This window comes from Streptomyces albidicamelliae (assembly GCF_025642175.1).
GTDB classification, from domain to species: domain Bacteria; phylum Actinomycetota; class Actinomycetes; order Streptomycetales; family Streptomycetaceae; genus Streptomyces; species Streptomyces albidocamelliae.
In genome coordinates, this window is record NZ_CP106795.1 from 5618692 (window position 1) to 5641538 (window position 22847).

The 22847-nt window shown below is 70.1% G+C and carries 24 protein-coding genes and 2 pseudogenes; 21 read left to right on the forward strand and 5 right to left on the reverse strand.

Features of this window, described 5'->3' with window-relative positions; all coding sequences use genetic code 11:
• The first annotated feature begins 267 nt into the window (after positions 1-267).
• The 18 genes from N8I86_RS25810 to N8I86_RS25895 all read left to right on the forward strand — a co-directional run bounded on the left by N8I86_RS25810 (position 268) and on the right by N8I86_RS25895 (position 16767).
• A complete protein-coding gene (locus N8I86_RS25810) occupies positions 268-1401 on the forward strand; it encodes an LCP family protein (RefSeq protein WP_263278822.1) in 1134 nt (377 codons plus the stop codon).
• A gap of 187 nt (positions 1402-1588) precedes the next feature.
• Positions 1589-1810, forward strand: coding sequence for a 50S ribosomal protein L31 (rpmE, locus tag N8I86_RS25815; RefSeq protein WP_015657814.1), 222 nt, complete (start codon positions 1589-1591; stop codon positions 1808-1810).
• A 108-nt stretch (positions 1811-1918) separates the two neighbouring features.
• A complete protein-coding gene (prfA, locus tag N8I86_RS25820) occupies positions 1919-2986 on the forward strand; it encodes a peptide chain release factor 1 (protein ID WP_073889565.1) in 1068 nt (355 codons plus the stop codon).
• 30 nt (positions 2987-3016) lie between these two features.
• On the forward strand, positions 3017-3862 hold the full coding sequence (gene prmC, locus N8I86_RS25825; protein WP_073889566.1) for a peptide chain release factor N(5)-glutamine methyltransferase: 846 nt from the start codon (positions 3017-3019) through the stop codon (positions 3860-3862).
• A 49-nt stretch (positions 3863-3911) separates the two neighbouring features.
• Positions 3912-4559 (forward strand): L-threonylcarbamoyladenylate synthase, encoded by a 648-nt coding sequence (locus tag N8I86_RS25830; protein ID WP_073889567.1) that lies wholly within the window; start codon positions 3912-3914, stop codon positions 4557-4559.
• The gene (locus tag N8I86_RS25835; RefSeq protein ID WP_073889568.1) at positions 4556-5233 is read left to right on the forward strand and encodes an arsenate reductase/protein-tyrosine-phosphatase family protein; all 678 of its coding nucleotides are present in this window, start codon (positions 4556-4558) and stop codon (positions 5231-5233) included. Before N8I86_RS25830 ends, N8I86_RS25835 begins: the two co-directional genes overlap by 4 nt.
• A gap of 103 nt (positions 5234-5336) precedes the next feature.
• On the forward strand, positions 5337-6575 hold the full coding sequence (locus N8I86_RS25840) for a serine hydroxymethyltransferase (protein WP_263278824.1): 1239 nt from the start codon (positions 5337-5339) through the stop codon (positions 6573-6575).
• A 161-nt stretch (positions 6576-6736) separates the two neighbouring features.
• Positions 6737-8068 carry an MraY family glycosyltransferase gene (locus tag N8I86_RS25845; RefSeq protein WP_123436651.1) on the forward strand — a complete coding sequence of 444 codons (1332 nt, stop codon included), beginning with the start codon at positions 6737-6739 and terminating at the stop codon, positions 8066-8068.
• A gap of 302 nt (positions 8069-8370) precedes the next feature.
• Positions 8371-8823 carry a hypothetical protein gene (locus N8I86_RS25850; RefSeq protein WP_073889572.1) on the forward strand — a complete coding sequence of 151 codons (453 nt, stop codon included), beginning with the start codon at positions 8371-8373 and terminating at the stop codon, positions 8821-8823.
• 225 nt (positions 8824-9048) lie between these two features.
• Complete coding sequence (gene atpB, locus N8I86_RS25855; protein WP_263278825.1) at positions 9049-9870, forward strand: F0F1 ATP synthase subunit A; 822 nt, start codon at positions 9049-9051, stop codon at positions 9868-9870.
• A gap of 74 nt (positions 9871-9944) precedes the next feature.
• The gene (atpE, locus tag N8I86_RS25860) at positions 9945-10175 is read left to right on the forward strand and encodes an ATP synthase F0 subunit C (RefSeq protein ID WP_073889576.1); all 231 of its coding nucleotides are present in this window, start codon (positions 9945-9947) and stop codon (positions 10173-10175) included.
• Positions 10176-10216: 41 nt separating this feature from the next.
• Positions 10217-10762: a F0F1 ATP synthase subunit B gene (locus N8I86_RS25865; RefSeq protein ID WP_073889578.1), complete on the forward strand. Its 546-nt coding sequence runs from the start codon at positions 10217-10219 to the stop codon at positions 10760-10762.
• Positions 10759-11574, forward strand: a complete 816-nt coding sequence (locus tag N8I86_RS25870; RefSeq protein ID WP_073889580.1) for a F0F1 ATP synthase subunit delta — start codon at positions 10759-10761, stop codon at positions 11572-11574. The genes N8I86_RS25865 and N8I86_RS25870 overlap by 4 nt, the downstream gene beginning before the upstream one ends.
• Before the next feature lie 139 nt (positions 11575-11713).
• Positions 11714-13306, forward strand: coding sequence for a F0F1 ATP synthase subunit alpha (gene atpA, locus N8I86_RS25875; protein ID WP_093474674.1), 1593 nt, complete (start codon positions 11714-11716; stop codon positions 13304-13306).
• Between the two features lie 21 nt (positions 13307-13327).
• Positions 13328-14245, forward strand: a complete 918-nt coding sequence (locus N8I86_RS25880) for a F0F1 ATP synthase subunit gamma (protein ID WP_073889584.1) — start codon at positions 13328-13330, stop codon at positions 14243-14245.
• Positions 14245-15681, forward strand: a complete 1437-nt coding sequence (gene atpD, locus N8I86_RS25885) for a F0F1 ATP synthase subunit beta (RefSeq protein WP_073889586.1) — start codon at positions 14245-14247, stop codon at positions 15679-15681. Before N8I86_RS25880 ends, atpD begins: the two co-directional genes overlap by 1 nt.
• 110 nt (positions 15682-15791) lie before the next feature.
• A complete protein-coding gene (locus tag N8I86_RS25890; protein WP_030610105.1) occupies positions 15792-16166 on the forward strand; it encodes a F0F1 ATP synthase subunit epsilon in 375 nt (124 codons plus the stop codon).
• 154 nt (positions 16167-16320) lie between these two features.
• Entirely contained in the window at positions 16321-16767 is a 447-nt protein-coding gene (locus tag N8I86_RS25895) for a DUF2550 domain-containing protein (protein WP_073889588.1), read from the forward strand.
• 82 nt (positions 16768-16849) lie between these two features.
• Here N8I86_RS25895 and N8I86_RS25900 read toward each other — a convergent pair whose 3' ends face one another.
• The 3 genes from N8I86_RS25900 to N8I86_RS25910 form a co-directional block, all read right to left on the reverse strand.
• Positions 16850-18670, reverse strand: a complete 1821-nt coding sequence (locus N8I86_RS25900) for a glycoside hydrolase family 18 chitinase (RefSeq protein WP_123436649.1) — start codon at positions 18668-18670, stop codon at positions 16850-16852.
• 125 nt (positions 18671-18795) lie between these two features.
• Complete coding sequence (locus N8I86_RS25905; protein WP_073889591.1) at positions 18796-19437, reverse strand: response regulator; 642 nt, start codon at positions 19435-19437, stop codon at positions 18796-18798.
• Positions 19434-20606, reverse strand: a complete 1173-nt coding sequence (locus N8I86_RS25910; protein ID WP_263278826.1) for a sensor histidine kinase — start codon at positions 20604-20606, stop codon at positions 19434-19436. Before N8I86_RS25910 ends, N8I86_RS25905 begins: the two co-directional genes overlap by 4 nt.
• A gap of 151 nt (positions 20607-20757) precedes the next feature.
• Here N8I86_RS25910 and N8I86_RS25915 point away from each other — a divergent pair, with 151 nt between their 5' ends.
• From N8I86_RS25915 to N8I86_RS39420, 3 genes and pseudogenes are all read left to right on the forward strand, one after another.
• On the forward strand, positions 20758-21327 hold the full coding sequence (locus tag N8I86_RS25915) for a hypothetical protein (protein ID WP_123436646.1): 570 nt from the start codon (positions 20758-20760) through the stop codon (positions 21325-21327).
• 133 nt (positions 21328-21460) lie between these two features.
• Positions 21461-21535, forward strand: a pseudogene (locus N8I86_RS39415) (hypothetical protein); the annotation flags it as partial.
• A gap of 53 nt (positions 21536-21588) precedes the next feature.
• On the forward strand, positions 21589-21903 hold the full coding sequence (locus N8I86_RS39420; protein ID WP_404830831.1) for a hypothetical protein: 315 nt from the start codon (positions 21589-21591) through the stop codon (positions 21901-21903).
• A gap of 170 nt (positions 21904-22073) precedes the next feature.
• Here N8I86_RS39420 and N8I86_RS25925 read toward each other — a convergent pair whose 3' ends face one another.
• Both N8I86_RS25925 and N8I86_RS39065 read right to left on the reverse strand, forming a co-directional pair.
• Positions 22074-22646, reverse strand: coding sequence for a cob(I)yrinic acid a,c-diamide adenosyltransferase (locus N8I86_RS25925; protein WP_263278827.1), 573 nt, complete (start codon positions 22644-22646; stop codon positions 22074-22076).
• A 13-nt stretch (positions 22647-22659) separates the two neighbouring features.
• Positions 22660-22794 (reverse strand): annotated as a pseudogene (locus tag N8I86_RS39065) (ABC transporter permease); the annotation flags it as partial.
• Positions 22795-22847: the final 53 nt, after the last annotated feature.

The following is a 22847-nucleotide window of genomic DNA, read 5'->3' on the forward strand; positions in this document are numbered from 1 at the left end:
CCTTCGCGGAGATCTGTACCACAGGGATCTCGACCGGTACCTACGTCGAGCGCTTCGCCCGACCAGGTCGAACACGCAGGTGAGCGGGGTGTGACCCCGCCCGGCCAGTGACACGGAGTGCCCATCGCCCTACGCGGTGGGCACTCTGCGTTGTGCAACCCTTTCCCGAGTTTCTCCGTCTGACCAGGCGGAGCGACGATGGTGCGGTGACGACCACGCCTGACCCTGAACGCAGGGGGTAACCGACCGACGAGACCTAGGAGCGATGTGTCCGCCGAGAGCACGCCGGAGCCCGGCATACCGGAGCCGGACCCGACCGGCCGCAGCCGCCGCGGCAGGGGCCGCCGCCGCAAGACCCGTGGCACGGGCCGCAAGGCCCTGCTCGTCACGGCCTGGACGGCCGCGGGCGTGGTCGTGCTGGCCGGCACCGGCTTCGGGTACGTCTACTTCAAGCTCAACGGCAACCTGAAGAGCGTCGACATCAACCAGGCCCTCGGCAACGACCGGCCCACGAAGATCGACAACGGCTCGCAGAACATCCTGGTCCTCGGCTCGGACACCCGCGCCGGCAAGAACAAGAAGCTCGGCGGCGGCACCGACGACGGCAGCGCCCGCTCCGACACGGCGATGATCGTCCACGTCTACCAGGGCCACAAGAAGGCCAGCGTGGTCTCCATCCCGCGGGACACCCTGATCGACCGCCCCGCGTGCACCGACACCAAGGGCGCCGAGCACCCCGCCGCGAACGGCGTGATGTTCAACGAGTCGTACTCGACCGGTGGCGCGGCCTGCGCGGTGAAGACCGTCGAGTCGATCACCGGCATCCGCATGGACCACTACCTGGAGGTCGACTTCGAGGGCTTCCAGAAGCTCATCGACGACCTCGGCGGGGTCGAGGTCACCACGACGAAGAACATCGCCGACCCGCAGAGCCACCTGCACCTCAAGGCCGGCGCCCACACCCTCACCGGACAGCAGGCCCTCGGCCTGGTCCGCACCCGGCACGGCGTCGGCGACGGCTCCGACCTCGGCCGCATCCAGCTCCAGCAGGCGTTCGTCAAGGCACTGATCGACCAGGTCAAGCACGTCGGCGTCTTCTCGAACCCGAAGAAGCTGTACGCCCTCGCCGACACCGCCACCAAGGCCGTCACCACCGACTCCGACCTCGGCTCGGTCAACTCCCTGATGGACTTCGCGGGCGGCCTCAAGGGCATCAGCTCGTCCCACATGAAGATGGTGACGATGCCGGTGCAGTACGACCCGGCCGACCCCAACCGGGTCGTGCTGGCGAAGGCGAAGGCCCGGCAGGTCTGGGACGCGCTGAAGAACGACCGGCCCGTCCCGAGGTCCGCCACCGAGGGCACGGCGACCGGCGAGGCCAAGGGCGTCCTCAGCGGCTGAGCGGCGGCGGCGTTCCCCGGCGCGCGAGAGCCGCGGACAGCGCCGCCCCCACGCCCAGGAATAGAACAACCGCACCCCCGGTTTGGGTGGATGGCCCCAGTCCTGGCAGACTGGTACGTCGGCTCCGGTTCACGTCCCCGCATCCCGCGGCGGCGACCCGGCGCCCTCCCGAAATCTAGGAGACACCTTGAAGCGCGACATCCACCCCGAGTACGTCGAGACGCAGGTCAGCTGCACCTGTGGCGCGTCGTTCACCACGCGTAGCACCATCGAGTCCGGCACCATCCGGGCCGAGGTCTGCTCCGAGTGCCACCCGTTCTACACGGGCAAGCAGAAGATCCTCGACACCGGTGGCCGTGTGGCCCGCTTCGAGGCCCGCTTCGGCAAGGCTGCCGGCTCCAAGAAGTAGCGAGCCCCATTTCGCCGGTCCACGGTCGCGCCCTTCTCGGGGGTGTGCCCGGGACCGGCGTTTTTGGTCGCCCGCCCTTCCCTTTCATCGCAGTACAGGAGCCGAAAGATGTTCGAGGCCGTCGAGGAACTCGTCGCCGAGCACGCCGATCTGGAGAAGAAGCTCGCCGATCCGTCGGTCCACGCCGACCAGGCGAACGCGCGCAAGCTGAACAAGCGCTACGCCGAGCTCACCCCGATCGTCGCCACGTACCGCTCCTGGAAGCAGTCGGGCGACGACATCGAGACCGCGCGCGAGTTCGCCGCCGACGACCCCGACTTCGCGGCCGAGGTCAAGGACCTGGAGAAGCAGCGCGAGGAGCTGACCGAGAAGCTGCGGCTGCTGCTGGTCCCGCGCGACCCGAGTGACGACAAGGACGTCATTCTGGAGATCAAGGCGGGTGCCGGCGGCGACGAGTCGGCCCTCTTCGCCGGCGACCTGCTGCGCATGTACCTGCGCTACGCCGAGCGCATCGGCTGGAAGACCGAGATCATCGACGCCACCGAGTCCGAGCTCGGCGGCTACAAGGACGTCCAGGTCGCGGTGAAGGCCCGCGGGCAGATCGAGCCCGGCCAGGGCGTGTGGGCGCGGCTGAAGTACGAGGGCGGCGTGCACCGCGTGCAGCGCGTGCCGGCCACCGAGTCCCAGGGCCGTATCCACACCTCGGCCGCCGGTGTGCTCGTCACCCCGGAGGCCGAGGAGGTCGACGTCGAGATCAACGCGAACGACCTGCGGATCGACGTCTACCGCTCCTCCGGCCCGGGCGGCCAGTCGGTGAACACCACCGACTCCGCGGTGCGCATCACGCACCTGCCCACCGGAGTGGTGGCCTCCTGCCAGAACGAGAAGAGCCAGCTGCAGAACAAGGAGCAGGCGATGCGTATCCTGCGCTCCAGGCTGCTCGCGGCGGCGCAGGAGGAGGCGGAGCGGGAGGCGGCGGACGCCCGCCGCAGCCAGGTCCGCACCGTCGACCGTTCCGAGAAGATCCGCACCTACAACTTCCCGGAGAACCGCATCTCCGACCACCGCGTCGGCTTCAAGGCCTACAACCTGGACCAGGTGCTGGACGGCGACCTCGGCGCGGTGATCCAGGCCTGTGTCGACGCCGACTCGGCGGCGAAGCTCGCGGCCGCGTAAGGCACGTACGAGTACTTCCGGAGGACTTGCGTGAACCTGCTGCTCGCGGAGGTGGCCCAGGCCACCCAGCGGCTGGCCGACGCCGGCGTGCCCTCGCCGCGCACCGACGCGGAGGAGCTCGCCGCGTTCGTGCACGGTGTGAAGCGCGGCGAACTGCACTCCGTGAAGGATTCGGACTTCGACGCCCGGTACTGGGAGGTCATCGCCCGGCGCGAGCAGCGCGAGCCGCTGCAGCACATCACCGGGCGGGCCTACTTCCGGTACCTGGAACTCCAGGTCGGACCGGGGGTGTTCGTGCCCCGGCCCGAGACCGAGTCCGTGGTCGGCTGGGCCATAGACGCCGTGCGCGCCATGGACGTGGTCGAGCCCTGCATCGTCGACCTGTGCACCGGCTCCGGCGCCATCGCGCTCGCCCTCGCCCAAGAGGTCCCGCGCTCGCGGGTGCACGCCGTGGAGCTGTCCGAGGACGCCCTGGTGTGGACCCGCAAGAACATGGCGGGCTCCCGGGTCGACCTGCGGCAGGGTGACGCGCTGACCGCGTTCCCCGACCTCGACGGCCAGGTCGACCTCGTCATCTCCAACCCGCCGTACATCCCGCTCACCGAGTGGGAGTACGTCGCCCCGGAGGCCCGCGACTACGACCCGGAGCTGGCGCTCTTCTCCGGCGAGGACGGCCTCCACCTGATCCGCGGCATCGAGCGCACCGCGCACCGGCTGCTGCGCCCGGGCGGTGTCGTCGTCATCGAGCACGCCGACACCCAGGGCGGCCAGGTGCCGTGGATCTTCACCGAGGAGCGGGGCTGGGCCGACGCGGCCGATCACCCCGACCTCAACAAGCGCCCCCGGTTCGCGACCGCCCGCAAGGCGCTGCCGTGAGCACCCCGAACTTCACCCCGCAGTACGTGTACGAGGAGGCCCGCTAGACATGGCACGGCGATACGACACCAACGACGCGACCGACCGCGTGACGGGTCTGCGCGAAGCCGCGTCCGCCGTCCGCCGGGGCGAGCTGGTGGTGCTGCCGACCGACACGGTGTACGGCATCGGCGCCGACGCGTTCTCCTCCGAGGCCGTCGCCGACCTGCTCGCCGCCAAGGGCCGGGGCCGCAACATGCCCACCCCCGTCCTCATCGGCTCCCCGAACACGCTCCACGGCCTCGTCACGGACTTCTCCGAGCTGGCCTGGGAGCTCGTCGACGCCTTCTGGCCGGGCGCGCTGACGCTGGTCGCCCGGCACCAGCCGTCCCTGCAGTGGGACCTCGGGGACACCCGTGGCACGGTTGCCGTGCGCATGCCGCTGCACCCGGTCGCCATCGAGCTGCTCACCGAGGTCGGCCCCATGGCCGTGTCCTCCGCGAACCTCACGGGCCACCCGGCGCCGGAGACCTGCGACGCCGCCCAGGAGATGCTCGCCGACTCCGTCTCCGTCTACCTCGACGGCGGCCCGACCCCGGGGAACATCCCGTCGTCCATCGTGGACGTCTCCCGCGAGGTGCCGCTGCTGCTGCGCGAGGGCGCCATCTCCCCGGACGAGCTGCGCAAGGTCGTACCCGACCTCGAGGTGGCGAATTGACGGCCCCTGAAGCGGGGCGTGGCATAGGCACCGGGCAGCGTGCGGCGGAGGAGACGACGACCTTCGGCCTTCCGCACGACACCTTCCGCATCCTCCACGTCAGCACCGGCAACGTGTGCCGATCACCCATCACCGAGCGGCTGACCCGCCACTTCGTCATGGAGCGGCTCGGCGTGCTCGGCGGAGGGCTGATCGTGGAGAGCGCGGGCACCTGGGGCCACGAGGGCGCGCCCATGGAGGCCAACGCGGAGGCCGTGCTCGCCGAGTTCGGCGCGGACGCCGCCGGCTTCACCGGCCGGGAGCTGCTGGACGAGCACGTCATCATGGCCGACCTCGTGCTCACCGCCACCCGCGACCACCGCGCCCAGGTCATCTCCATGGGCCACTCGGCGGGTCTGCGCACCTTCACCCTGAAGGAGTTCACCCGCCTGGTCCGCGCGATAGACCCGACGACGCTGCCGCCCCTGGAGGACGGCGTGGTCATGCGGGCCCGTGCGCTGGTCCGTGCGGCCGCCGCGCTGCGCGGCTGGCTGCTGGCCCCGACCGCGGAGGCCGACGAGGTCTACGACCCGTACGGCGCCCCGCTCCCCTTCTTCCGGTCCATCGGCGACGAGATACACCAGGCGCTGGATCCGGTCGTCACGGCGCTGACCGGAGTAGCGGCGCGGGCGTAGGCGGCGGGGGCCCCGGGCCCCCGTGCGGCCCATCACCGGGCGCCTCCCGCGCGCGCGGGCCTACATTGGGGGGTACGTCACCCTCGACCGCCCGGAGCCCGTCATGTCGGTTCCCACCCTGCACGAGACCGATGTCCTGCGCCGGCAGGACCCCGAACTCGCCGACATCCTGCTCGGGGAGCTCACCCGGCAGTCGACGACGCTCCAGCTGATCGCCGCCGAGAACTTCACCTCGCCCGCCGTGCTCGCCGCCCTCGGCTCCCCGCTCGCCAACAAGTACGCCGAGGGTTATCCGGGCGCCCGCCACCACGGCGGCTGCGAACTGGTCGACGTCGCCGAACGCCTCGCCGTCGACCGGGCCAAGGCCCTCTTCGGCGCCGAGCACGCCAACGTCCAGCCCCACTCGGGCTCCTCGGCCGTCCTGGCCGCCTACGCGGCCCTGCTGCGCCCCGGCGACACCGTCCTCGCCCTCGGCCTGCCCCACGGCGGCCACCTCACCCACGGCTCACCGGCGAACTTCTCGGGCCGCTGGTTCGACTTCGTCGGCTACGGCGTCGACGCCGAGACGGGTTACCTCGACCACGACCAGGTGCGCCACCTGGCCCGCAACCACCGGCCCAAGGCCATCGTCTGCGGGTCCATCGCCTACCCCCGCCACTTCGACCACGCCTTCTTCCGGGAGGTCGCCGACGAGGTCGGCGCCTATCTCATCGTGGACGCGGCGCACCCGATCGGCCTGGTCGCCGGGGGAGCGGCGCCGAACCCGGTGCCGTACGCGGACATCGTGTGCGCGACCACACACAAGGTGCTGCGCGGCCCGCGCGGCGGGATGATCCTGTGCGGCGCCGAGCTGGCCGAGCGCGTCGACCGGGCCGTGTTCCCGTTCACACAGAGCGGTGCCCAGATGCACACCGTCGCCGCCAAGGCGGTCGCCTTCGGCGAGGCGGCGACACCGGCGTTCGGCGCGTACGCCCATCAGGTGGTCGCCAACGCACGGGTGCTCGCCGGCCACCTGGCCGCCGAGGGGCTCGCCGTCACCACCGGCGGCACCGACACCCACCTCATCACCGCCGACCCGGCCCCGCTCGGCGTGGACGGGCGCACCGCGCGCGGCCGGCTCCTCGCGGCCGGTCTGGTGCTGGACTGCTGTGCTCTTCCCCACGGGGACGGCCGCGGGCTGCGGCTGGGCACGGCCGCGGTGACCACGCAGGGCATGGGGGAGGCGGAGATGGTGCGGATCGCTGCCCTGCTCGGCTCGGTGCTGCGCGGCGGGACGGAACCGGCCGCGGCGCGGGAGGCGGTGCGCGAGCTGACGGCCGCGTTCCCGCCGTATCCCGGTTGAGCGGGGGTGGGCGGTCTTCCGTACATGTCGATATGTCCGGTTGCGGAGCGTGACGCACAGCCACCCGTGCAACCATCGTCGCCACCCGGAAGTCTCCATCGTCAAGCGTCCGTCGCTAGGGTGTGGGGCTGTGATGGCCAGCGAGACCTGTGGGGAAGCCCGTGCGTGAATACCTGCTGACGCTCTGCGTCACGGCCGCGGTGACGTATCTGCTGACAGGGCCGGTACGGAAGTTCGCGATCGTGGCCGGGGCGATGCCGGAGATCCGGGCCCGTGACGTGCACCGGGAACCCACTCCGCGGCTCGGCGGGATCGCCATGTTCTTCGGGCTGTGCGCGGGCCTGCTGGTCGCCGACCACCTGACCAACCTCAACGAGGTCTTCGTCAAGTCCAACGAGCCGCGGGCGCTGCTCTCCGGAGCCGCGCTGATCTGGCTGATCGGCGTCCTGGACGACAAGTTCGAGATCGACGCCCTGATCAAGCTGGGCGGCCAGATGATCGCGGCCGGCGTGATGGTCATGCAGGGTCTGACGATCCTGTGGCTGCCCATCCCGACTGTCGGCACGGTCGCGCTGACCCAGTGGCAGGGCACCCTGCTGACGGTGGCGCTGGTCGTCATCACCATCAACGCGGTGAACTTCGTGGACGGCCTCGACGGGCTGGCCGCGGGCATGGTCTGCATCGCCGCCGCCGCGTTCTTCATGTACACGTACCGCATCTGGTACTCGTACGGCATCGAGGCCGCCGCCCCGGCGACGCTGTTCGCCGCCATCCTGATGGGCATGTGCCTGGGCTTCCTGCCGCACAACATGCATCCCGCGCGCATCTTCATGGGCGACTCGGGGTCGATGCTGATCGGGCTGGTGCTGGCCGCGGGCGCGATCTCCGTCACGGGACAGGTCGATCCGGACAACCTCGGCTTCGGCGCCTCCGAGCGCAGCACCGTGCACCAGATGGTGCCGGTCTACATCCCGCTGCTGATGCCGCTCACGATCATCGCCGTGCCGGCGGCGGACCTGGTCCTGGCGATCGTCCGGCGCACCTGGCGCGGCCAGTCCCCGTTCGCCGCGGACCGGGGCCATCTGCACCACCGCCTGCTGGAGATCGGCCACTCGCACAGCCGGGCCGTGCTGATCATGTACTTCTGGTCGGCGCTGATCGGTTTCGGGGCGCTGGCGTACTCGGTCAACTCGGCGTCGATGTGGATCGTGCTGGGTGTGGTGTTCCTGAGCGCCGTGGGCCTGGTCCTGCTGCTGCTCCCGCGGTTCACGCCCCGGGTGCCGGCCTGGGCCCAGCGGTTCGTGCCCCCGCGCTACCGGAGGCGGCGCGGCACGGACGGAGCGGCCCTCCTCGCGGACCCGGCCGCGCAGACGGCCGTGGAGCCCGTGGAGCCCGCGGAACCCGGCGACCGGGCCCCCGTGACGGCGGGCGTCTCGGGCGTCAACGGGGCTACGGCGATCGGCCCCCGTTCGCGTTTCCCCGACCGCGGCTGAGCCGGCCAAGGTAAGAATCTGACTAGAGCATTGCCAAGTCGTGGGGGAGCAAAGTCTCCCAATACCAGACAAGTGGGCGCGGTTTCTGCACAGACGCGCACTGTCACTCTCATGTGTGACAGCAAGCACACCCCACAGGTAAAGACCTCATCAAATAGTTTGTGATACGGTTCACGAGAACCCGGGATAGAGCCGAAGGACCCAGTGCGATGGTCCATCGGAGTGAGGTCTCGACCCCCTCGGCCCGGGACTACGCTCGTCCATGACGACACCTGCCCCCCTGTGAAAGCGGAGTTGCCGCCATGCCGTCCAATGACGTCCGGATCCTGGCCCAGGCCGCCGTGCCCACGGCTGCCGTCGGCGCGATCGCCGCCGCCGTCAGCGGTGTGGTCGCGGGCGGCAAGGGAGCGATCGGGGCCGGCGTCGCGACGGTGATCGTCCTGCTCTTCATGGGACTCGGTCTCTACGTCCTGCAGCGGACTGCCAAATCGCTTCCGCACCTGTTCCAGGCCATGGGACTGATGCTCTACGCGGCGCAGATCCTGCTGCTGTTCGTCTTCGTGGCGGCCTTCAAGCACACCACGCTGTTCAACCCCCGGGCTTTCGCGCTCACGCTCGTCGCCGGCACCCTCACGTGGATCGCCGCGCAGACGCGTGCGCACATGAAGTCCAAGATCCTTTACGTCGAACCGGATTCGTCCTCGGACGCCTCCTCCCGCGATGAAAAGTCCCACAAGTCGGGGCACTCGTCGTGAGGGGTAGGGCCGGGATAAAGACGCGTGAGAGATCCTGCTATCGTCCGGTGCCAACTGCGGCATCGCGGGCGCGGGCATCCGAGCTGACGCCTGCTCAATCGCGAGGCGAGATGCCCCCCAGCCGCCCCCACATCCGTAACACCAGTCCCGTGCCGAACCGCGGCCTCGCGCCGCGCCGACACAACGAGGTTGCCGTACCTATGCGCCACGCTGAAGGAGCCCGCGGTGAGTGCTGACCCGACGCAGGTGCTCGCCTTCGAGACCGACTGCCACATCTTCGACGGCTGTGGATTCCCGGCTCCTGGCCTGCACTCGTTCCTGTTCAAGCCCCTCTGGGGCGACGCCGACAGTAACGTGTACTTCAACAAGACGATGCTGCTGGCGCTGCTCGGCTCGATCATCATCGTCGGCTTCTTCTGGGCGGCCTTCCGCAAGCCCAAGGTCGTCCCGGGCAAGCTCCAGATGGTCGCCGAGTCCGGCTACGACTTCATCCGGCGCGGTGTCGTCTACGAGACGATCGGAAAGAAGGAGGGCGAGAAGTACGTACCGCTGGTCGTCTCGCTGTTCTTCTTCATCTGGATGATGAACCTGTGGTCGATCATCCCGATCGCCCAGTTCCCGGTGACGTCGATCATCTCGTACCCGCTCGTGCTGGCGCTGATCGTCTACATCCTGTGGGTCTCGCTGACCTTCAAGCGGCACGGCTTCGTGGGCTTCTTCAAGAACGTCACCGGCTACGACAAGTCGCTCGGTGCGGTCCTGCCGCTCGCGATGGTGATCGAGTTCTTCTCGAACCTGCTGGTGCGGCCCTTCACCCACGCGGTGCGACTGTTCGCCAACATGTTCGCGGGCCACACCCTGCTGCTGCTCTTCACGATCGCCAGCTGGTACCTGCTGAACGGCATCGGCATCGCCTACGCCGGCGTCAGCTTCATCATGACGATCGTGATGACGGCCTTCGAGCTCTTCATCCAGGCACTGCAGGCGTACGTCTTCGTCCTTCTGACGTGCACCTACATCCAGGGCGCCCTCGCCGAGCACCACTGAGTGCCGCCCCGCCCCACCCCCTGATCGTCCGGTGGCCAACCCCCACCGGTCCGTACAGAAAAGGAAGAACTGGCATGTCCCAGACCCTTGCCGCTGTTTCCGGCTCGCTCGGCTCCGTCGGTTACGGCCTCGCTGCCATCGGCCCCGGCGTGGGCGTCGGCATCATCTTCGGTAACGGCACCCAGGCTCTGGCCCGTCAGCCCGAAGCGGCCGGCCTGATCCGCGCCAACCAGATCCTCGGCTTCGCCTTCTGTGAGGCGCTCGCCCTCATCGGCCTGGTCATGCCGTTCGTCTACGGCACCTGATCAGCCGATCAGCGACAGCCCCCTAGACGAAAGGCACTGACATGAGCCAGCTGCTCATTCTGGCGGCCGAGGGCAAGGAAAACCCCCTCGTCCCGCCGATCCCCGAGCTCGTCATCGGCCTGCTCGCCTTCGTCATCGTCTTCGGCTTCCTCGCCTGGAAGCTCCTTCCGAACATCAACAAGGTTCTGGAGCAGCGCCGCGAGGCCATCGAGGGCGGTATCGAGAAGGCCGAGGCCGCGCAGACCGAGGCCCAGAGCGTGCTTGAGCAGTACAAGGCTCAGCTCGCCGAGGCCCGGCACGAGGCCGCGCGCCTGCGTCAGGAGGCGCAGGAGCAGGGCGCCACGCTCATCGCCGAGATGCGCGCGGAAGGCCAGCGGCAGCGCGAGGAGATCGTCGCCGCCGGTCACGCGCAGATCGACGCCGACCGCAAGGCCGCTTCCTCCGCGCTGCGTCAGGACGTCGGCAAGCTCGCCACCGACCTGGCCGGCAAGCTCGTCGGCGAGTCCCTCGAGGACCACGCCCGGCAGAGCCGCGTGATCGACCGCTTCCTCGACGAGCTCGAGGAGAAGGCCGAGGCCACGCGATGAACGGAGCGAGCCGCGAGGCCCTGGCAGCCGCACGTGAGCGTCTCGACGCGCTGACGGACTCCACGTCCGTGGACGCCGCTCAGCTCGCCGAAGAGCTGGCGGCCGTCACCGCGCTGCTCGACCGCGAGGCCGGCCTTCGCCGGGTCCTCACCGACCCGGCGAAGCCCGGAGAGGCGAAGGCCGAGCTGGTCCAGCGCCTGATCGGCGGCCAGGTCAGCGGTACCACCGCCGACCTGCTGTCCGGGATGGCCCGCGCCCGCTGGTCGCAGCCCCGCGACCTGGTGGACGCGCTGGAGGAGCTGGCGAACATCGCCGACCTCACCGCCGCGGAGAAGACGGGCACGCTCGACGACGTCGAGGACGAGCTGTTCCGGTTCGGCCGGATCGTCTCCTCCAACACCGAGCTGCGCGCCGCGCTGACCGACCGCGCCGCGAGCGGCCAGGCCAAGACCGAGCTGCTGCGCCGACTCCTCGGCGGCCGGGCCAAGCCCGCCACCGAGCGTCTGGTCGTCCGCCTCGTGACCGCGCCGCGTGGACGTAGCCTGGAGGCGGGACTGGAGTCCCTGTCCAAGCTCGCCGCGGAGCGCCGGGACCGCATGGTCGCCGTCGTCACCTCGGCGGTGCCGCTGAGCGACGGACAGAAGCAGCGCCTCGGCGCCGCCCTGACCAAGCTCTACGGGCGTCGGATGCACCTCAACCTCGACGTGGACCCCGACGTCCTCGGCGGGATCCGGGTGCAGGTCGGTGACGAGGTCATCAACGGCTCCCTGGCGGACCGGCTGGACGAGGCCGCCCGCCGCATGGCGAGCTAGCAGCAACTCGACATCTCGAGAACGCAGTACGTAATTACGGCCCTGGTTGGGCCGTGCAGAGGATTCACCTCTTTCAGGGGGGAGTCCCCATCCCCCCCAAGTGAAACTTCGGGCCCAACAAGGAGAGCAGGGAACCCAGATGGCGGAGCTCACGATCCGGCCGGAGGAGATCCGGGACGCGCTGGAGAACTTTGTCCAGTCGTACAAGCCGGACGCGGCCTCGCGCGAGGAGGTCGGTACGGTCACCCTTGCCGGCGACGGCATCGCGAAGGTCGAGGGCCTGCCCTCGGCCATGGCCAACGAACTGCTGAAGTTCGAGGACGGCACCCTCGGCCTCGCCCTCAACCTCGAGGAGCGCGAGATCGGTGCCATCGTCCTCGGTGAGTTCAGCGGCATCGAGGAGGGTCAGCCGGTGCACCGCACCGGTGAGGTCCTCTCCGTCGCGGTCGGCGAGGGCTACCTCGGCCGCGTCGTCGACCCCCTCGGCAACCCGATCGACGGCCTCGGCGAGATCGAGACGTCCGGCCGCCGCGCCCTCGAGCTGCAGGCCCCCACGGTCATGCAGCGCAAGTCGGTGCACGAGCCGATGGAGACGGGCTACAAGGCCGTCGACGCGATGACCCCCGTCGGCCGTGGTCAGCGTCAGCTGATCATCGGTGACCGCCAGACCGGCAAGACCGCCCTGGCCGTCGACACGATCATCAACCAGCGCGACAACTGGCGCTCGGGCGACCCGAAGAAGCAGGTCCGCTGCATCTACGTCGCCATCGGCCAGAAGGGCTCCACCATCGCCGGCGTGCGCCGCGCGCTGGAGGAGAACGGCGCCCTGGAGTACACGACCATCGTCGCCGCCCCGGCGTCCGACCCGGCCGGCTTCAAGTACCTGGCGCCGTACACCGGTTCGGCCATCGGTCAGCAGTGGATGTACGAGGGCAAGCACGTCCTCATCATCTTCGACGACCTGTCGAAGCAGGCCGACGCCTACCGCGCCGTGTCGCTGCTGCTGCGCCGCCCGCCGGGCCGTGAGGCCTACCCGGGTGACGTCTTCTACCTGCACTCCCGCCTGCTGGAGCGCTGCGCCAAGCTCTCCGACGACATGGGTGCCGGTTCGATGACCGGTCTGCCGATCGTCGAGACCAAGGCCAACGACGTCTCGGCGTTCATCCCGACCAACGTCATCTCCATCACCGACGGCCAGTGCTTCCTGGAGTCGGACCTGTTCAACGCCGGTCAGCGCCCCGCGCTGAATGTCGGTATCTCCGTCTCCCGAGTCGGTGGTTCCGCGCAGCACAAGGCGATGAAGCAGGTCTCCGGCCGCCTTCGTGTGGACCTCGCCCAGTTCCGTGAGCTGGAGGCGTTCGCCGCCTTCGGTTCCGACCTGGACGCGGCCTCGAAGTCGCAGCTGGAGCGCGGTCAGCGCATGGTCGAGCTGCTGAAGCAGGACCAGTACCAGCCGATGTCGACCGAGGACCAGGTCGTCTCCGTCTGGGCCGGCACCACCGGCCGCATGGACGAGGTGCCCGTCGCCGACATCCGCCGCTTCGAGAAGGAGCTGCTGGAGTACCTGCACCGCAAGGAGCAGGGCCTCATGACCTCCATCCGCGAGGGCGGCAAGATGTCCGACGACACCCTGACGGCCATCGCCGACGCGATCGCGGACTTCAAGAAGCAGTTCGAGACCTCGGACGGCAAGCTGCTCGGCGAGGACACTCCGGCCGCTGCCGCCAAGTGACGTAAGGAAGGGACCTGACTCATGGGAGCCCAGCTCCGGGTCTACAAGCGTCGCATCCGATCCGTCACCGCGACCAAGAAGATCACCAAGGCGATGGAGATGATCGCCGCCTCGCGCGTCGTCAAGGCGCAGCGCAAGGTGGCGGCCTCCACGCCGTACGCGCAGGAACTGACCCGCGCGGTCACGGCGGTCGGTACGGGTTCGAACACCAAGCACCCGCTCACCACGGAGGTGGAGAACCCGGCCCGTGCCGCGGTCCTGCTCCTCACGAGCGACCGCGGTCTGGCCGGCGCCTTCAACTCCAACGCCATCAAGGCGGCGGAGCAGCTGACCGAGCGCCTGGAGCGCGAGGGCAAGCAGGTCGACACGTACATCGTCGGCCGGCGCGGTGTCGCCCACTACAACTTCCGTGAGCGCAAGATCGCGGAGTCGTGGAGCGGCTTCACCGACGAGCCCTCGTACGCGGACGCCAAGAAGGTCGCGGCGCCCCTGATCGAGGCCATCGAGAAGGACACGGCCGAGGGCGGCGTGGACGAGCTCCACTTCGTCTTCACCGAGTTCGTCTCGATGATGACGCAGACGGCGCTCGACGCCCGGCTGCTGCCGCTGCGGCTCGAAGAGGTCGCGGAAGAGGCCACGCCCAAGGGCGAGATCCTTCCGCTGTTCGACTTCGAGCCGTCGGCGGAGGACGTCCTCGACGCCCTGCTGCCGCGCTACGTGGAGAGCCGCATCTACAACGCGCTGCTCCAGTCGGCCGCTTCGAAGCACGCCGCCACGCGGCGCGCGATGAAGTCGGCCACCGACAACGCGGGTGAGCTGATCAACACGCTCTCCCGTCTTGCCAACGCGGCCCGCCAGGCCGAAATCACCCAGGAAATCAGCGAGATCGTCGGTGGCGCGAGCGCCCTGGCCGACGCGACCGCGGGGAGTGACCGATAATGACCACCACTGTTGAGACCGCGACGGCTACGGGCCGCGTCGCCCGGGTCATCGGCCCGGTCGTCGACGTGGAGTTCCCCGTCGACGCGATGCCGGACATCTACAACGCCCTTCACGTCGAGGTGGCCGACCCGGCCAACGCCGGCGAGAAGAAGACGCTGACCCTGGAGGTCGCCCAGCACCTGGGTGACGGCCTGGTCCGCACCATCTCCATGCAGCCCACCGACGGTCTGGTCCGCCAGGCCCCGGTCACCGACACCGGCAACTCCATCACGGTGCCCGTCGGTGACTTCACCAAGGGCAAGGTGTTCAACACCCTCGGTGAGGTGCTGAACGTCGACGAGCAGTACACCGGTGAGCGCTGGGGCATCCACCGCAAGGCGCCGAACTTCGACGAGCTCGAGTCGAAGACCGAGATGTTCGAGACCGGCGTCAAGGTCATCGACCTGCTGACCCCGTACGTCAAGGGCGGCAAGATCGGTCTGTTCGGTGGTGCCGGTGTCGGCAAGACGGTGCTCATCCAGGAGATGATCTACCGCGTCGCCAACAACCACGACGGTGTCTCCGTGTTCGCCGGTGTCGGTGAGCGCACCCGTGAGGGCAACGACCTCATCGAGGAGATGTCGGACTCGGGCGTCATCGACAAGACCGCCCTGGTCTTCGGCCAGATGGACGAGCCCCCGGGCACCCGTCTGCGCGTCGCGCTGGCCGGCCTGACCATGGCCGAGTACTTCCGTGACGTCCAGAAGCAGGACGTGCTGTTCTTCATCGACAACATCTTCCGCTTCACGCAGGCCGGTTCCGAGGTCTCCACGCTGCTCGGCCGTATGCCGTCCGCCGTGGGTTACCAGCCGAACCTGGCCGACGAGATGGGCCTCCTCCAGGAGCGCATCACCTCGACCCGTGGTCACTCGATCACCTCGATGCAGGCGATCTACGTCCCCGCGGACGACCTGACCGACCCGGCCCCGGCCACCACCTTCGCCCACCTCGACGCGACGACGGTTCTCTCCCGTCCGATCTCCGAGAAGGGCATCTACCCGGCCGTGGACCCGCTGGACTCCACGTCCCGGATCCTGGACCCGCGCTACATCGCGGCGGATCACTACAACGCGGCCATGCGCGTGAAGACGATCCTCCAGAAGTACAAGGACCTCCAGGACATCATCGCGATCCTCGGTATCGACGAGCTGGGCGAGGAGGACAAGCTCGTTGTCCACCGTGCCCGTCGTGTGGAGCGCTTCCTGTCCCAGAACACCCACGTCGCCAAGCAGTTCACCGGCGTGGACGGGTCGGACGTGCCGCTCGACGAGTCGATCGCCGCGTTCAACGCGATCTGCGACGGTGAGTACGACCACTTCCCCGAGCAGGCGTTCTTCATGTGCGGTGGCCTCGAGGACCTCAAGGCCAACGCCAAGGAGCTGGGCGTCTCCTGAGCCCTGTGCTCGTCCGAGGGGGCGGGCGCGTCCCGCCCCCTCTGCCACGCCTACTAGAATTGACCCCAACACCCGGCACTACCGCCGGGTGGTGACCCGAGGAGCCAACCTTGGCTGCTGAGCTGCACGTCGAGCTGGTCGCCGCCGACCGCCAGGTCTGGTCCGGCGAGGCCACCCTGGTGGTCGCGCGCACCACGTCCGGCGACATCGGCGTCATGCCCGGTCACCAGCCGCTGCTCGGTGTGCTGGAGTCGGGCCCGGTGACCATCCGTACGAGTGAAGGTGGAACGGTCGTCGCCGCGGTGCACGGCGGTTTCATCTCGTTCGCCGACAACAAGCTGTCGCTGCTGGCCGAGATCGCCGAGCTGTCGGACGAGATCGATGTCCAGCGCACGGAGCGAGAGCTGGAGCGTGCGAAGGCGGAGGGCGATGCCGCCGCCGAGCGACGCGCGGACGTCCGACTTCGTGCGGCGACCGCGCGCTGACCCAGCCGCGCTGTACGTTGACGTCACTCAGCCGCGGCCGGCCCGGAGCAATCCGGTGCCGGTCGCGGCTGAGGCAGATGTGGGTGTTTTTTCCGTTTCATTACTCAGTAACAAGAGCAGTGCTGCTGCCTGGGAGACGAGGAGGTCGGTGCCGATGGTCCTCGCTCTGACTGTGTGCGGGATCGTGGTCGCGCTCGTGCTGGCGGGACTGTTCTTCTTCGGGCTGCGCCGCAGGCTGATCCAGCGTTCCGGCGGGACCTTCGACTGTTCCCTGCGCTGGGACGTGGCCGAGAAACCGGACACCGGCGGCAAGGGCTGGAGCTACGGCGTCGCCCGTTACAACGGCGACCGCATCGAGTGGTACCGCGTCTTCTCCTACGCCTACCGGCCGCGCCGCACCCTGGAGCGGGCGCAGATCGAGGTGGCCGGCCGCCGGCTGCCCGAGGGCGAGGAGGAGCTGGCGCTGCTCTCCGACGCGGTGGTCCTCGCGTGCACCCACCGGGGCACGCGCCTCGAACTCGCGATGAGCGAAGACGCGCTGACCGGGTTTCTCGCGTGGCTGGAGGCAGCCCCGCCCGGACAGCGAGTGAACGTGGCGTAGCCGCGTTCACTCGCTGTGTGGGGGTCCCCCCGGACGACGAAGTCCGGGGGAGCGTCGACGTTGCGTAGGGGTTCTTGCCCGGCTACAGGTTGCTGTTGATGGCGCTCACCAGTTCGCCGTTGCCGGTGTCGCCGCTGAACTCCCAGAAGAACGCGCCGCCGAGGCCCTGGTCCTTCGCCCAGGCCATCTTGGTGGCGATGGTGGCGGGGGTGTCGTACGACCACCAGTTGCTGCCGCAGTGCGCGTACGCCGTGCCGGCGACGGTGCCGGTGGCCGGGCAGGACGACTTCAGGACCTTGTAGTCCTCGATGCCCTGCTCGTAGGTGCCGGCCGCCGGGCCCGTGGCCGTGCCGCCCGGAGCGTCCTGGGTGACGCCGGTCCAGCCGCGGCCGTAGAAGCCGATGCCGATGAGCAGCTTCTTGGCCGGAACACCGGACGACTTGAACTTGGCCATCGCGTCGGCGGTGGTGAAGCCCGCCTTCGGGATGCCCGAGTACGAGGTGAGCGGGGAGTGCGGGGCGGTCGGGCCCTTCGCGTCCCAGGCGCCGAAGAAGTCGTACGTCATCACGTTGTACCAGTCGACGTACTGGGCGGCACCGGCGTAGTCGGCGGCCTCGATCTTGCCGCCGGCGGAGCCGTCGGCGGTGGTCGCGGCCGTGACCAGGGCGCTGGAGCCGAACTTGGCGCGCAGCGCGGACATCAGGTTCTTGAAGGCGGCCGCGCCGCTGGTGTCACAGCTCAGACCGCAGGCGTTGGGGTACTCCCAGTCGATGTCGATGCCGTCGAAGACATCGGCCCAGCGGGGGTCCTTCACCAGGTTGTAGCAGGACTGCGCGAAGGCCGCCGGGTTGGCCGCGGCCTGGCCGAAGCCGCCGGACCAGGTCCAGCCGCCGAACGACCACAGCACCTTGATGTTCGGGTACTTGGCCTTCAGCTGGCGCAGCTGGTTGAAGTTGCCGCGCAGCGGCTGGTCCCAGGTGTCGGCCACGCCGCTCACCGACTGGTCGGCGGTGAACGCCTTGTCGTAGTCGGCGTAGGAGTCGCCGATGGCGCACTGGCCGTTGGTGACGTTGCCGAAGGCGTAGTTGATGTGGGTGATCTTGGCGGCGGAACCGGACGTCACCAGGTTCTTGACGTTGTAGTTGCGGCCGTAGATGCCCCACTCGGTGAAGTAGCCGAGCTTGACCTTGTCGCCGGTGGGCGGGGGAGTGGTGCCGCCGCCGGTGGTGTGCACCTTGACCGCGCCGCTGACCGGACCGGTCTGGTCGGCGGTGTCGCGGGCCCGCACGGTGTACGAGTAGTCGGTGCCGGCGGTCAGGCCGGTGTCCGTGTACGACGTGGTGGTGACCGTGGCGACCTTGGCGCCGTCGCGCAGCACGTCGTAGTTCTTGACGCCCTTGTCGTCGGTGGCCGCGCCCCAGGAGAGCTTCACCGAGGTGTCGGTGATGCCGGAGGCGGTCGGGGTGCCGGGGGCGGAGGGCGAGGCGTCACCGGGAACGGTGGTGCCGTCGCAGCTGTCGCCGTTCAGCTTGCAGTTGGACGGGGAGCCGGAGCCCGCGCCGTTGAAGCCGAAGGAGACGGAGGCACCGGGGGCGAGGGTGCCGTTGTAGGACTTGTTCTTCGCGGTCCAGTGGTTTCCGGAGCTGGTGACGTCCGCGTCCCAGGCGGAGGTGACCGACGTGCCGGAGGGGAAGTCCCACTCGACGGTCCAGGAACTGATGCTGCTGCTGCCGGTGTTCTTGATGGTCCACTGGCCGCCGAAGCCGGTTCCCCAGTCGCTGGACTTGGTGTAGGTGGCGGTGGCGTTCGTCGCGGCCTGGGCGGGGCTCGCGAGACCGACCAGGCCGGCCAGGGGGAGCAACAGGGTCGCGAACCCTGCCGCGGCTCTGTGTCTGAAGCGCATGCTGCGCCTCCCTCTTCCTCGGGGGTGTCAGGGGCATGACTGAGCCTTCACGCCCACGGTGCTGCGAGAGTAGAAAGGTCTGGACCACGGGTCAATAGGTCTGGACCAGTTGCCCTGCGGCGGTGTCAGACACCCAACTCCCGTGCGAGCACCGCCGCTTGAACCCGGCTGCGCAGCTCCAGCTTGGCCAGCAGGCGGCTGACGTGCGTCTTCACGGTGCCTTCGGCCATCCGCAGCCGCTCGGCGATCTCGGCGTTGGACAGCCCCTCGCCGACGCACGACAGCACCTCCCGCTCGCGCCGGGTCAGACCTTCCAGCACCCCCGGGTCGGCCTTCGTGCCCCGCGCCGGCCCCGCGGCGAACTCGGCGATCAGCCGCCGGGTCACCGCCGGCGCGACGATCCCCTCCCCGCGTGCCACCGTCCGCACCGCCTCCAGCAGATCCCCCGCCTCGGTGTTCTTCAGCAGAAACCCGGCCGCCCCCGCCCGCAGCGCCCCGAACACGTACTCGTCGTGGTCGAAGGTGGTCAGCACCAGGACGTCCGCGAGCCGTTCGGCGACGATCTGCCGGGTGGCGGAGACCCCGTCCAGGCGGGGCATCTGCACATCCATCAGGACCAGGTCGGGCCCGGTCTCCCGGGCCAGTTCGACCGCCCGCAGCCCGTCCTCCGCCTCGCCGACCACGTCGATGTCCGGGGCGCTGCGCAGGATCAGGACGAGCCCGGCACGGACGGCGGACTGGTCCTCGGCGACCACGACACGGATCATGCGGGCTCTCCTTCGGTGAGCGGCAGCGTGGCGTGCACGGTCCACAGCGCGTCCCCGGGCCCGGCCTCGAAGGTGCCGCCCAGCAGCGCGGCGCGCTCCCGCATGCCCGCCAGACCGGCGCCCGAGCCGGGAGCGCGCGGAGTGTCACCGGGCCGGTAGGGACTCGTCACCCGGATGCCGAGCGTTCCGTCCGCCTGCCGGAGGGCGATGTGCACGCAGCCCTTCGCGGCGTGCTTCATGGCGTTCGTCAGGGACTCCTGCACGATCCGGTAGGCGGCCAGGCCGACCGGGGTGGGCACCGGGCCGTGACCGGCGTCGAAGGTGACGTCCAGACCGTTCGCGCGGGCACCGTCCACGAGCGCGTCCAGACCGTCGAGCGTCGGTGACGCGGCGGGCTCCAGATCGCCGGAGCCGTCGCGCAGGATGCCGATCAGCCGGCGCATCTCGGCCAGCCCCGCCACGCTGTTCTCCCGGATCACGGCGAGGGCCTCCCCGGAGGTCCGCGGATCGCCGATGGAGAGCGCCGCCGTCGAGTGAATGGCGATGGCCGACAGGTGGTTGGCGACCATGTCGTGCAACTCCCGGGCCATCCGCGCCCGTTCCGCGATGACCGCCTGCGTGCGGTCCATCTCGGCCAGCAGCGCGGTCTGTTCGGCGCGCAGCCGCGCGGCCTCGGCCGCGTCGCGGTGGTTGCGGACGAGCGCGCCGGTGGCGGCGGGGCCGAACGCGACCACCCCGACGCCCACCCCGATCAGCAGCGCCTGCGGATCACGCCAGAGCGCGGCCGGCACGACCCCGCCGAGCACCGTCAGCATCCCCGTGACCCACGGGATGCGGCGGGCGGCGGCCGGAGTGCCGTACAGGACGGCGGCGTACATCAGGTCGGTGTACAGCACGACGGTGACGACGCTGCCGAGCGTCACCGTGTCCAGCACCAGGGCGGCGGTGCCGATCAGCAGACCGAGCCGGGGCCGGCCGCGGCGCAGCGGCTCGCACGCGGCCGTCACCGCCATGGGCACCAGCGGGGCCCACGGGGCGTGCCACAGCACGAGCGGGTCCGTGCCCAGGCGCGGATGGATACCGAGCCCCCACAGCAGCACCCCGCCGAGCAGCCCGCCCACGGCGATGCGCCAGTCGTCGCGGTGGGGGCGGGGGAGTGCGAGGGGCATGCCCCCATCCAACACGCCCCCCGCACGCCCCGCCTGCTCCCCCGGGAGGGTCCCGGACTGCGACTTTCGTTTACGGCGGTCTCGTCGGCGGTGACGACGATCCGCGCCCCGGCCCGGGGGAGCCTTGAGGGGTGGACGAAGGGAGCGAGCCGTGCTCGTCGGATTGATCATCGCCTGTGAGGTGGCGTTCTGGGTGCTGCTGGCGGCCGGACTGCTCTTCCGGTACGTCCTGCGGATGCCCCGCACCGGTCTCGCGCTGCTGCTGTGCGAGCCCCTGCTGGAGGTGGTGCTGTTCGCGGTCACCGCCGTCGACCTCAGGAACGGGGCGGAACCCGACTGGCGCCACGGCCTCGCCGCCGTCTACATCGGCTTCACCGTGGGCCTCGGCCACTCCACCGTCAAGTGGGCCGACGCGCGGGTGGCCCACCGCTTCGCCGGCGGCCCGCCACCCGTGCGGCCCCCGAAGTACGGCACGGCCCGCGCCGTCCACGAGTGGAAGGTCGCGGGCCGCTGGATCCTGGCCTGCGCGGTCGCCCTCGCGCTGCTCGAAGCGGCTGCCCGGTACGTCGGCGGCGACGGCGACACCGGTTCGCTGCGGGCCTGGCAGACGCGGATGCTCTGGGTGATCGGCATCAACCTGGTCGTCGCGGCGAGCTACACCCTGTTCCCCAAACGCCGGCCGGAGCACGGCCCGGACCCGGAACCGGCCGAGCACCGCTGACGTTCCCCGCCGCCCGCACAGCCACGGGCCGTACCCTGACCGGGCGCCGAGGAGGGTGCATGGCTGACACGCAGGCTCCGGCACGGTCCTGGTCGTCGACGACGCGGCGATCCGCCGTTCACCGGAGCGCGGACTGCGGCTCAACGGCTTCGCGGTCGGGACCGCCGCCGACGGGACCGAGGCGCTCCACGCCATCCGGGACGCGCCGCCCGACGTCCTCGTGCTCGACGTGTCGATGCCCGGCCCGAGCGGCATCGAGGTGTGCACCCCGGCTCCGCGACGAGGGGGCGCGACCTGCCCGTGCTCATGCTCTCCGCGCTCGACGAGACCGCCGACCGGACAGCCGGGCCACAGGCGGGCGGCGACGACCACCTCGTCAAACCGTTCGCCCGCGGTCAGGACGTGGTGCCGCACGGGCGACGACGGGAAGCCGGGGAGCTGACGCGGGCCCGCCGCCGGCTGCCCGCCGTCCCGGCGGCGGTCCTGCTCGTGACGCTCATGGCGGGCTGCACCCACCAGGACGGCGCGTCCCCGGACACGACGCCCACCCCGCGCCCTCGGGCTACGCGGACATGAAGAAGAAGGTCGACGCGGCCGAGTCCGCGGCGGCCGCCGCCGACCGGGACGCGAGGAGCACCGCGGACCGCTGACCCGCGGGCCCACCCGCGCACGGACCGACGGCCGGGCCGGGAGCGACCCCCGCCCCGGCGTTCACCGGGCCGGCGTCGCCCGTCCGGTGGGCCGGGTCAGCGTTCGCCGCCCGGGACCCACAGCACGTCCCCGAGCTCGCCGTTCGCCGCGCGGGCCAGGATGAACAGGAGGTCGGAGAGGCGGTTGAGGTAGGTCGCGGTCAGCGGGTTCATGGTGTCGCCGTGGGCCTCCATCGCCGCCCAGGTGGCGCGCTCGGCCCGGCGGACCACCGTGCACGCCTGGTGCAGCAGCGCCGCGCCCGGCGTGCCGCCCGGCAGGATGAAGGACCGCAGCTTCTCCAGCCGCTCGTTGAAGCGGTCGCAGTCCGCCTCCAGCTTGTCGATGTAGAACTGCTCCACCCGCAGCGGCGGGAACTCCGGGTTCTCCACCACCGGCGTGGACAGATCCGCGCCCACGTCGAACAGGTCGTTCTGGACACGGGTGAGGACCGCGACGACCTCCTCGTCGAGGCCGCCCAGCGCGATCGCGGTGCCGACCACCGCGTTGGCCTCGTTGGCGTCCGCGTACGCCGAGATCCTGAGGTCCGTCTTGGGCACCCGGCTCATGTCGCCGAGGTTGGTGGTGCCCTTGTCGCCGGTCCTGGTGTAGATGCGCGTCAGATTGACCATGTGACCAGCGTAGTTACGCCCCGGCCGTCCGGAACACCCGTGTGCCCACCGTCACGGCGGCTGCCGCGGACCCGGCCGCGACCAGGACGCCGTACCGCTTGTGCGCGCTCGTGCGGTGCCCGGTGCGCGCGCCGCGCACTCCGTCGACCGGATTCCGCCGGGACCGTCAACCGGTGCCGACCCGCGCGGAATTACCGCCCC

Bases quoted from the DNA above. Each gene is read 5' to 3' on its own strand.
- prfA (WP_073889565.1), top strand. From the start codon at position 1,919: ATGTTCGAGGCCGTCGAGGAACTCGTCGCCGAGCACGCCGATCTGGAG.
- N8I86_RS25830 (WP_073889567.1), top strand. From the start codon at position 3,912: ATGGCACGGCGATACGACACCAACGACGCGACCGACCGCGTGACGGGT.
- N8I86_RS25840 (WP_263278824.1), top strand. From the start codon at position 5,337: ATGTCGGTTCCCACCCTGCACGAGACCGATGTCCTGCGCCGGCAGGAC.
- N8I86_RS25850 (WP_073889572.1), top strand. From the start codon at position 8,371: ATGCCGTCCAATGACGTCCGGATCCTGGCCCAGGCCGCCGTGCCCACG.
- atpE (WP_073889576.1), top strand. From the start codon at position 9,945: ATGTCCCAGACCCTTGCCGCTGTTTCCGGCTCGCTCGGCTCCGTCGGT.
- N8I86_RS25865 (WP_073889578.1), top strand. From the start codon at position 10,217: ATGAGCCAGCTGCTCATTCTGGCGGCCGAGGGCAAGGAAAACCCCCTC.
- N8I86_RS25870 (WP_073889580.1), top strand. From the start codon at position 10,759: ATGAACGGAGCGAGCCGCGAGGCCCTGGCAGCCGCACGTGAGCGTCTC.
- atpA (WP_093474674.1), top strand. From the start codon at position 11,714: ATGGCGGAGCTCACGATCCGGCCGGAGGAGATCCGGGACGCGCTGGAG.
- N8I86_RS25880 (WP_073889584.1), top strand. From the start codon at position 13,328: ATGGGAGCCCAGCTCCGGGTCTACAAGCGTCGCATCCGATCCGTCACC.
- atpD (WP_073889586.1), top strand. From the start codon at position 14,245: ATGACCACCACTGTTGAGACCGCGACGGCTACGGGCCGCGTCGCCCGG.
- N8I86_RS25895 (WP_073889588.1), top strand. From the start codon at position 16,321: ATGGTCCTCGCTCTGACTGTGTGCGGGATCGTGGTCGCGCTCGTGCTG.
- N8I86_RS25900 (WP_123436649.1), bottom strand. From the start codon at position 18,670: ATGCGCTTCAGACACAGAGCCGCGGCAGGGTTCGCGACCCTGTTGCTC.
- N8I86_RS25905 (WP_073889591.1), bottom strand. From the start codon at position 19,437: ATGATCCGTGTCGTGGTCGCCGAGGACCAGTCCGCCGTCCGTGCCGGG.
- N8I86_RS25910 (WP_263278826.1), bottom strand. From the start codon at position 20,606: ATGCCCCTCGCACTCCCCCGCCCCCACCGCGACGACTGGCGCATCGCC.
- N8I86_RS25925 (WP_263278827.1), bottom strand. From the start codon at position 22,646: ATGGTCAATCTGACGCGCATCTACACCAGGACCGGCGACAAGGGCACC.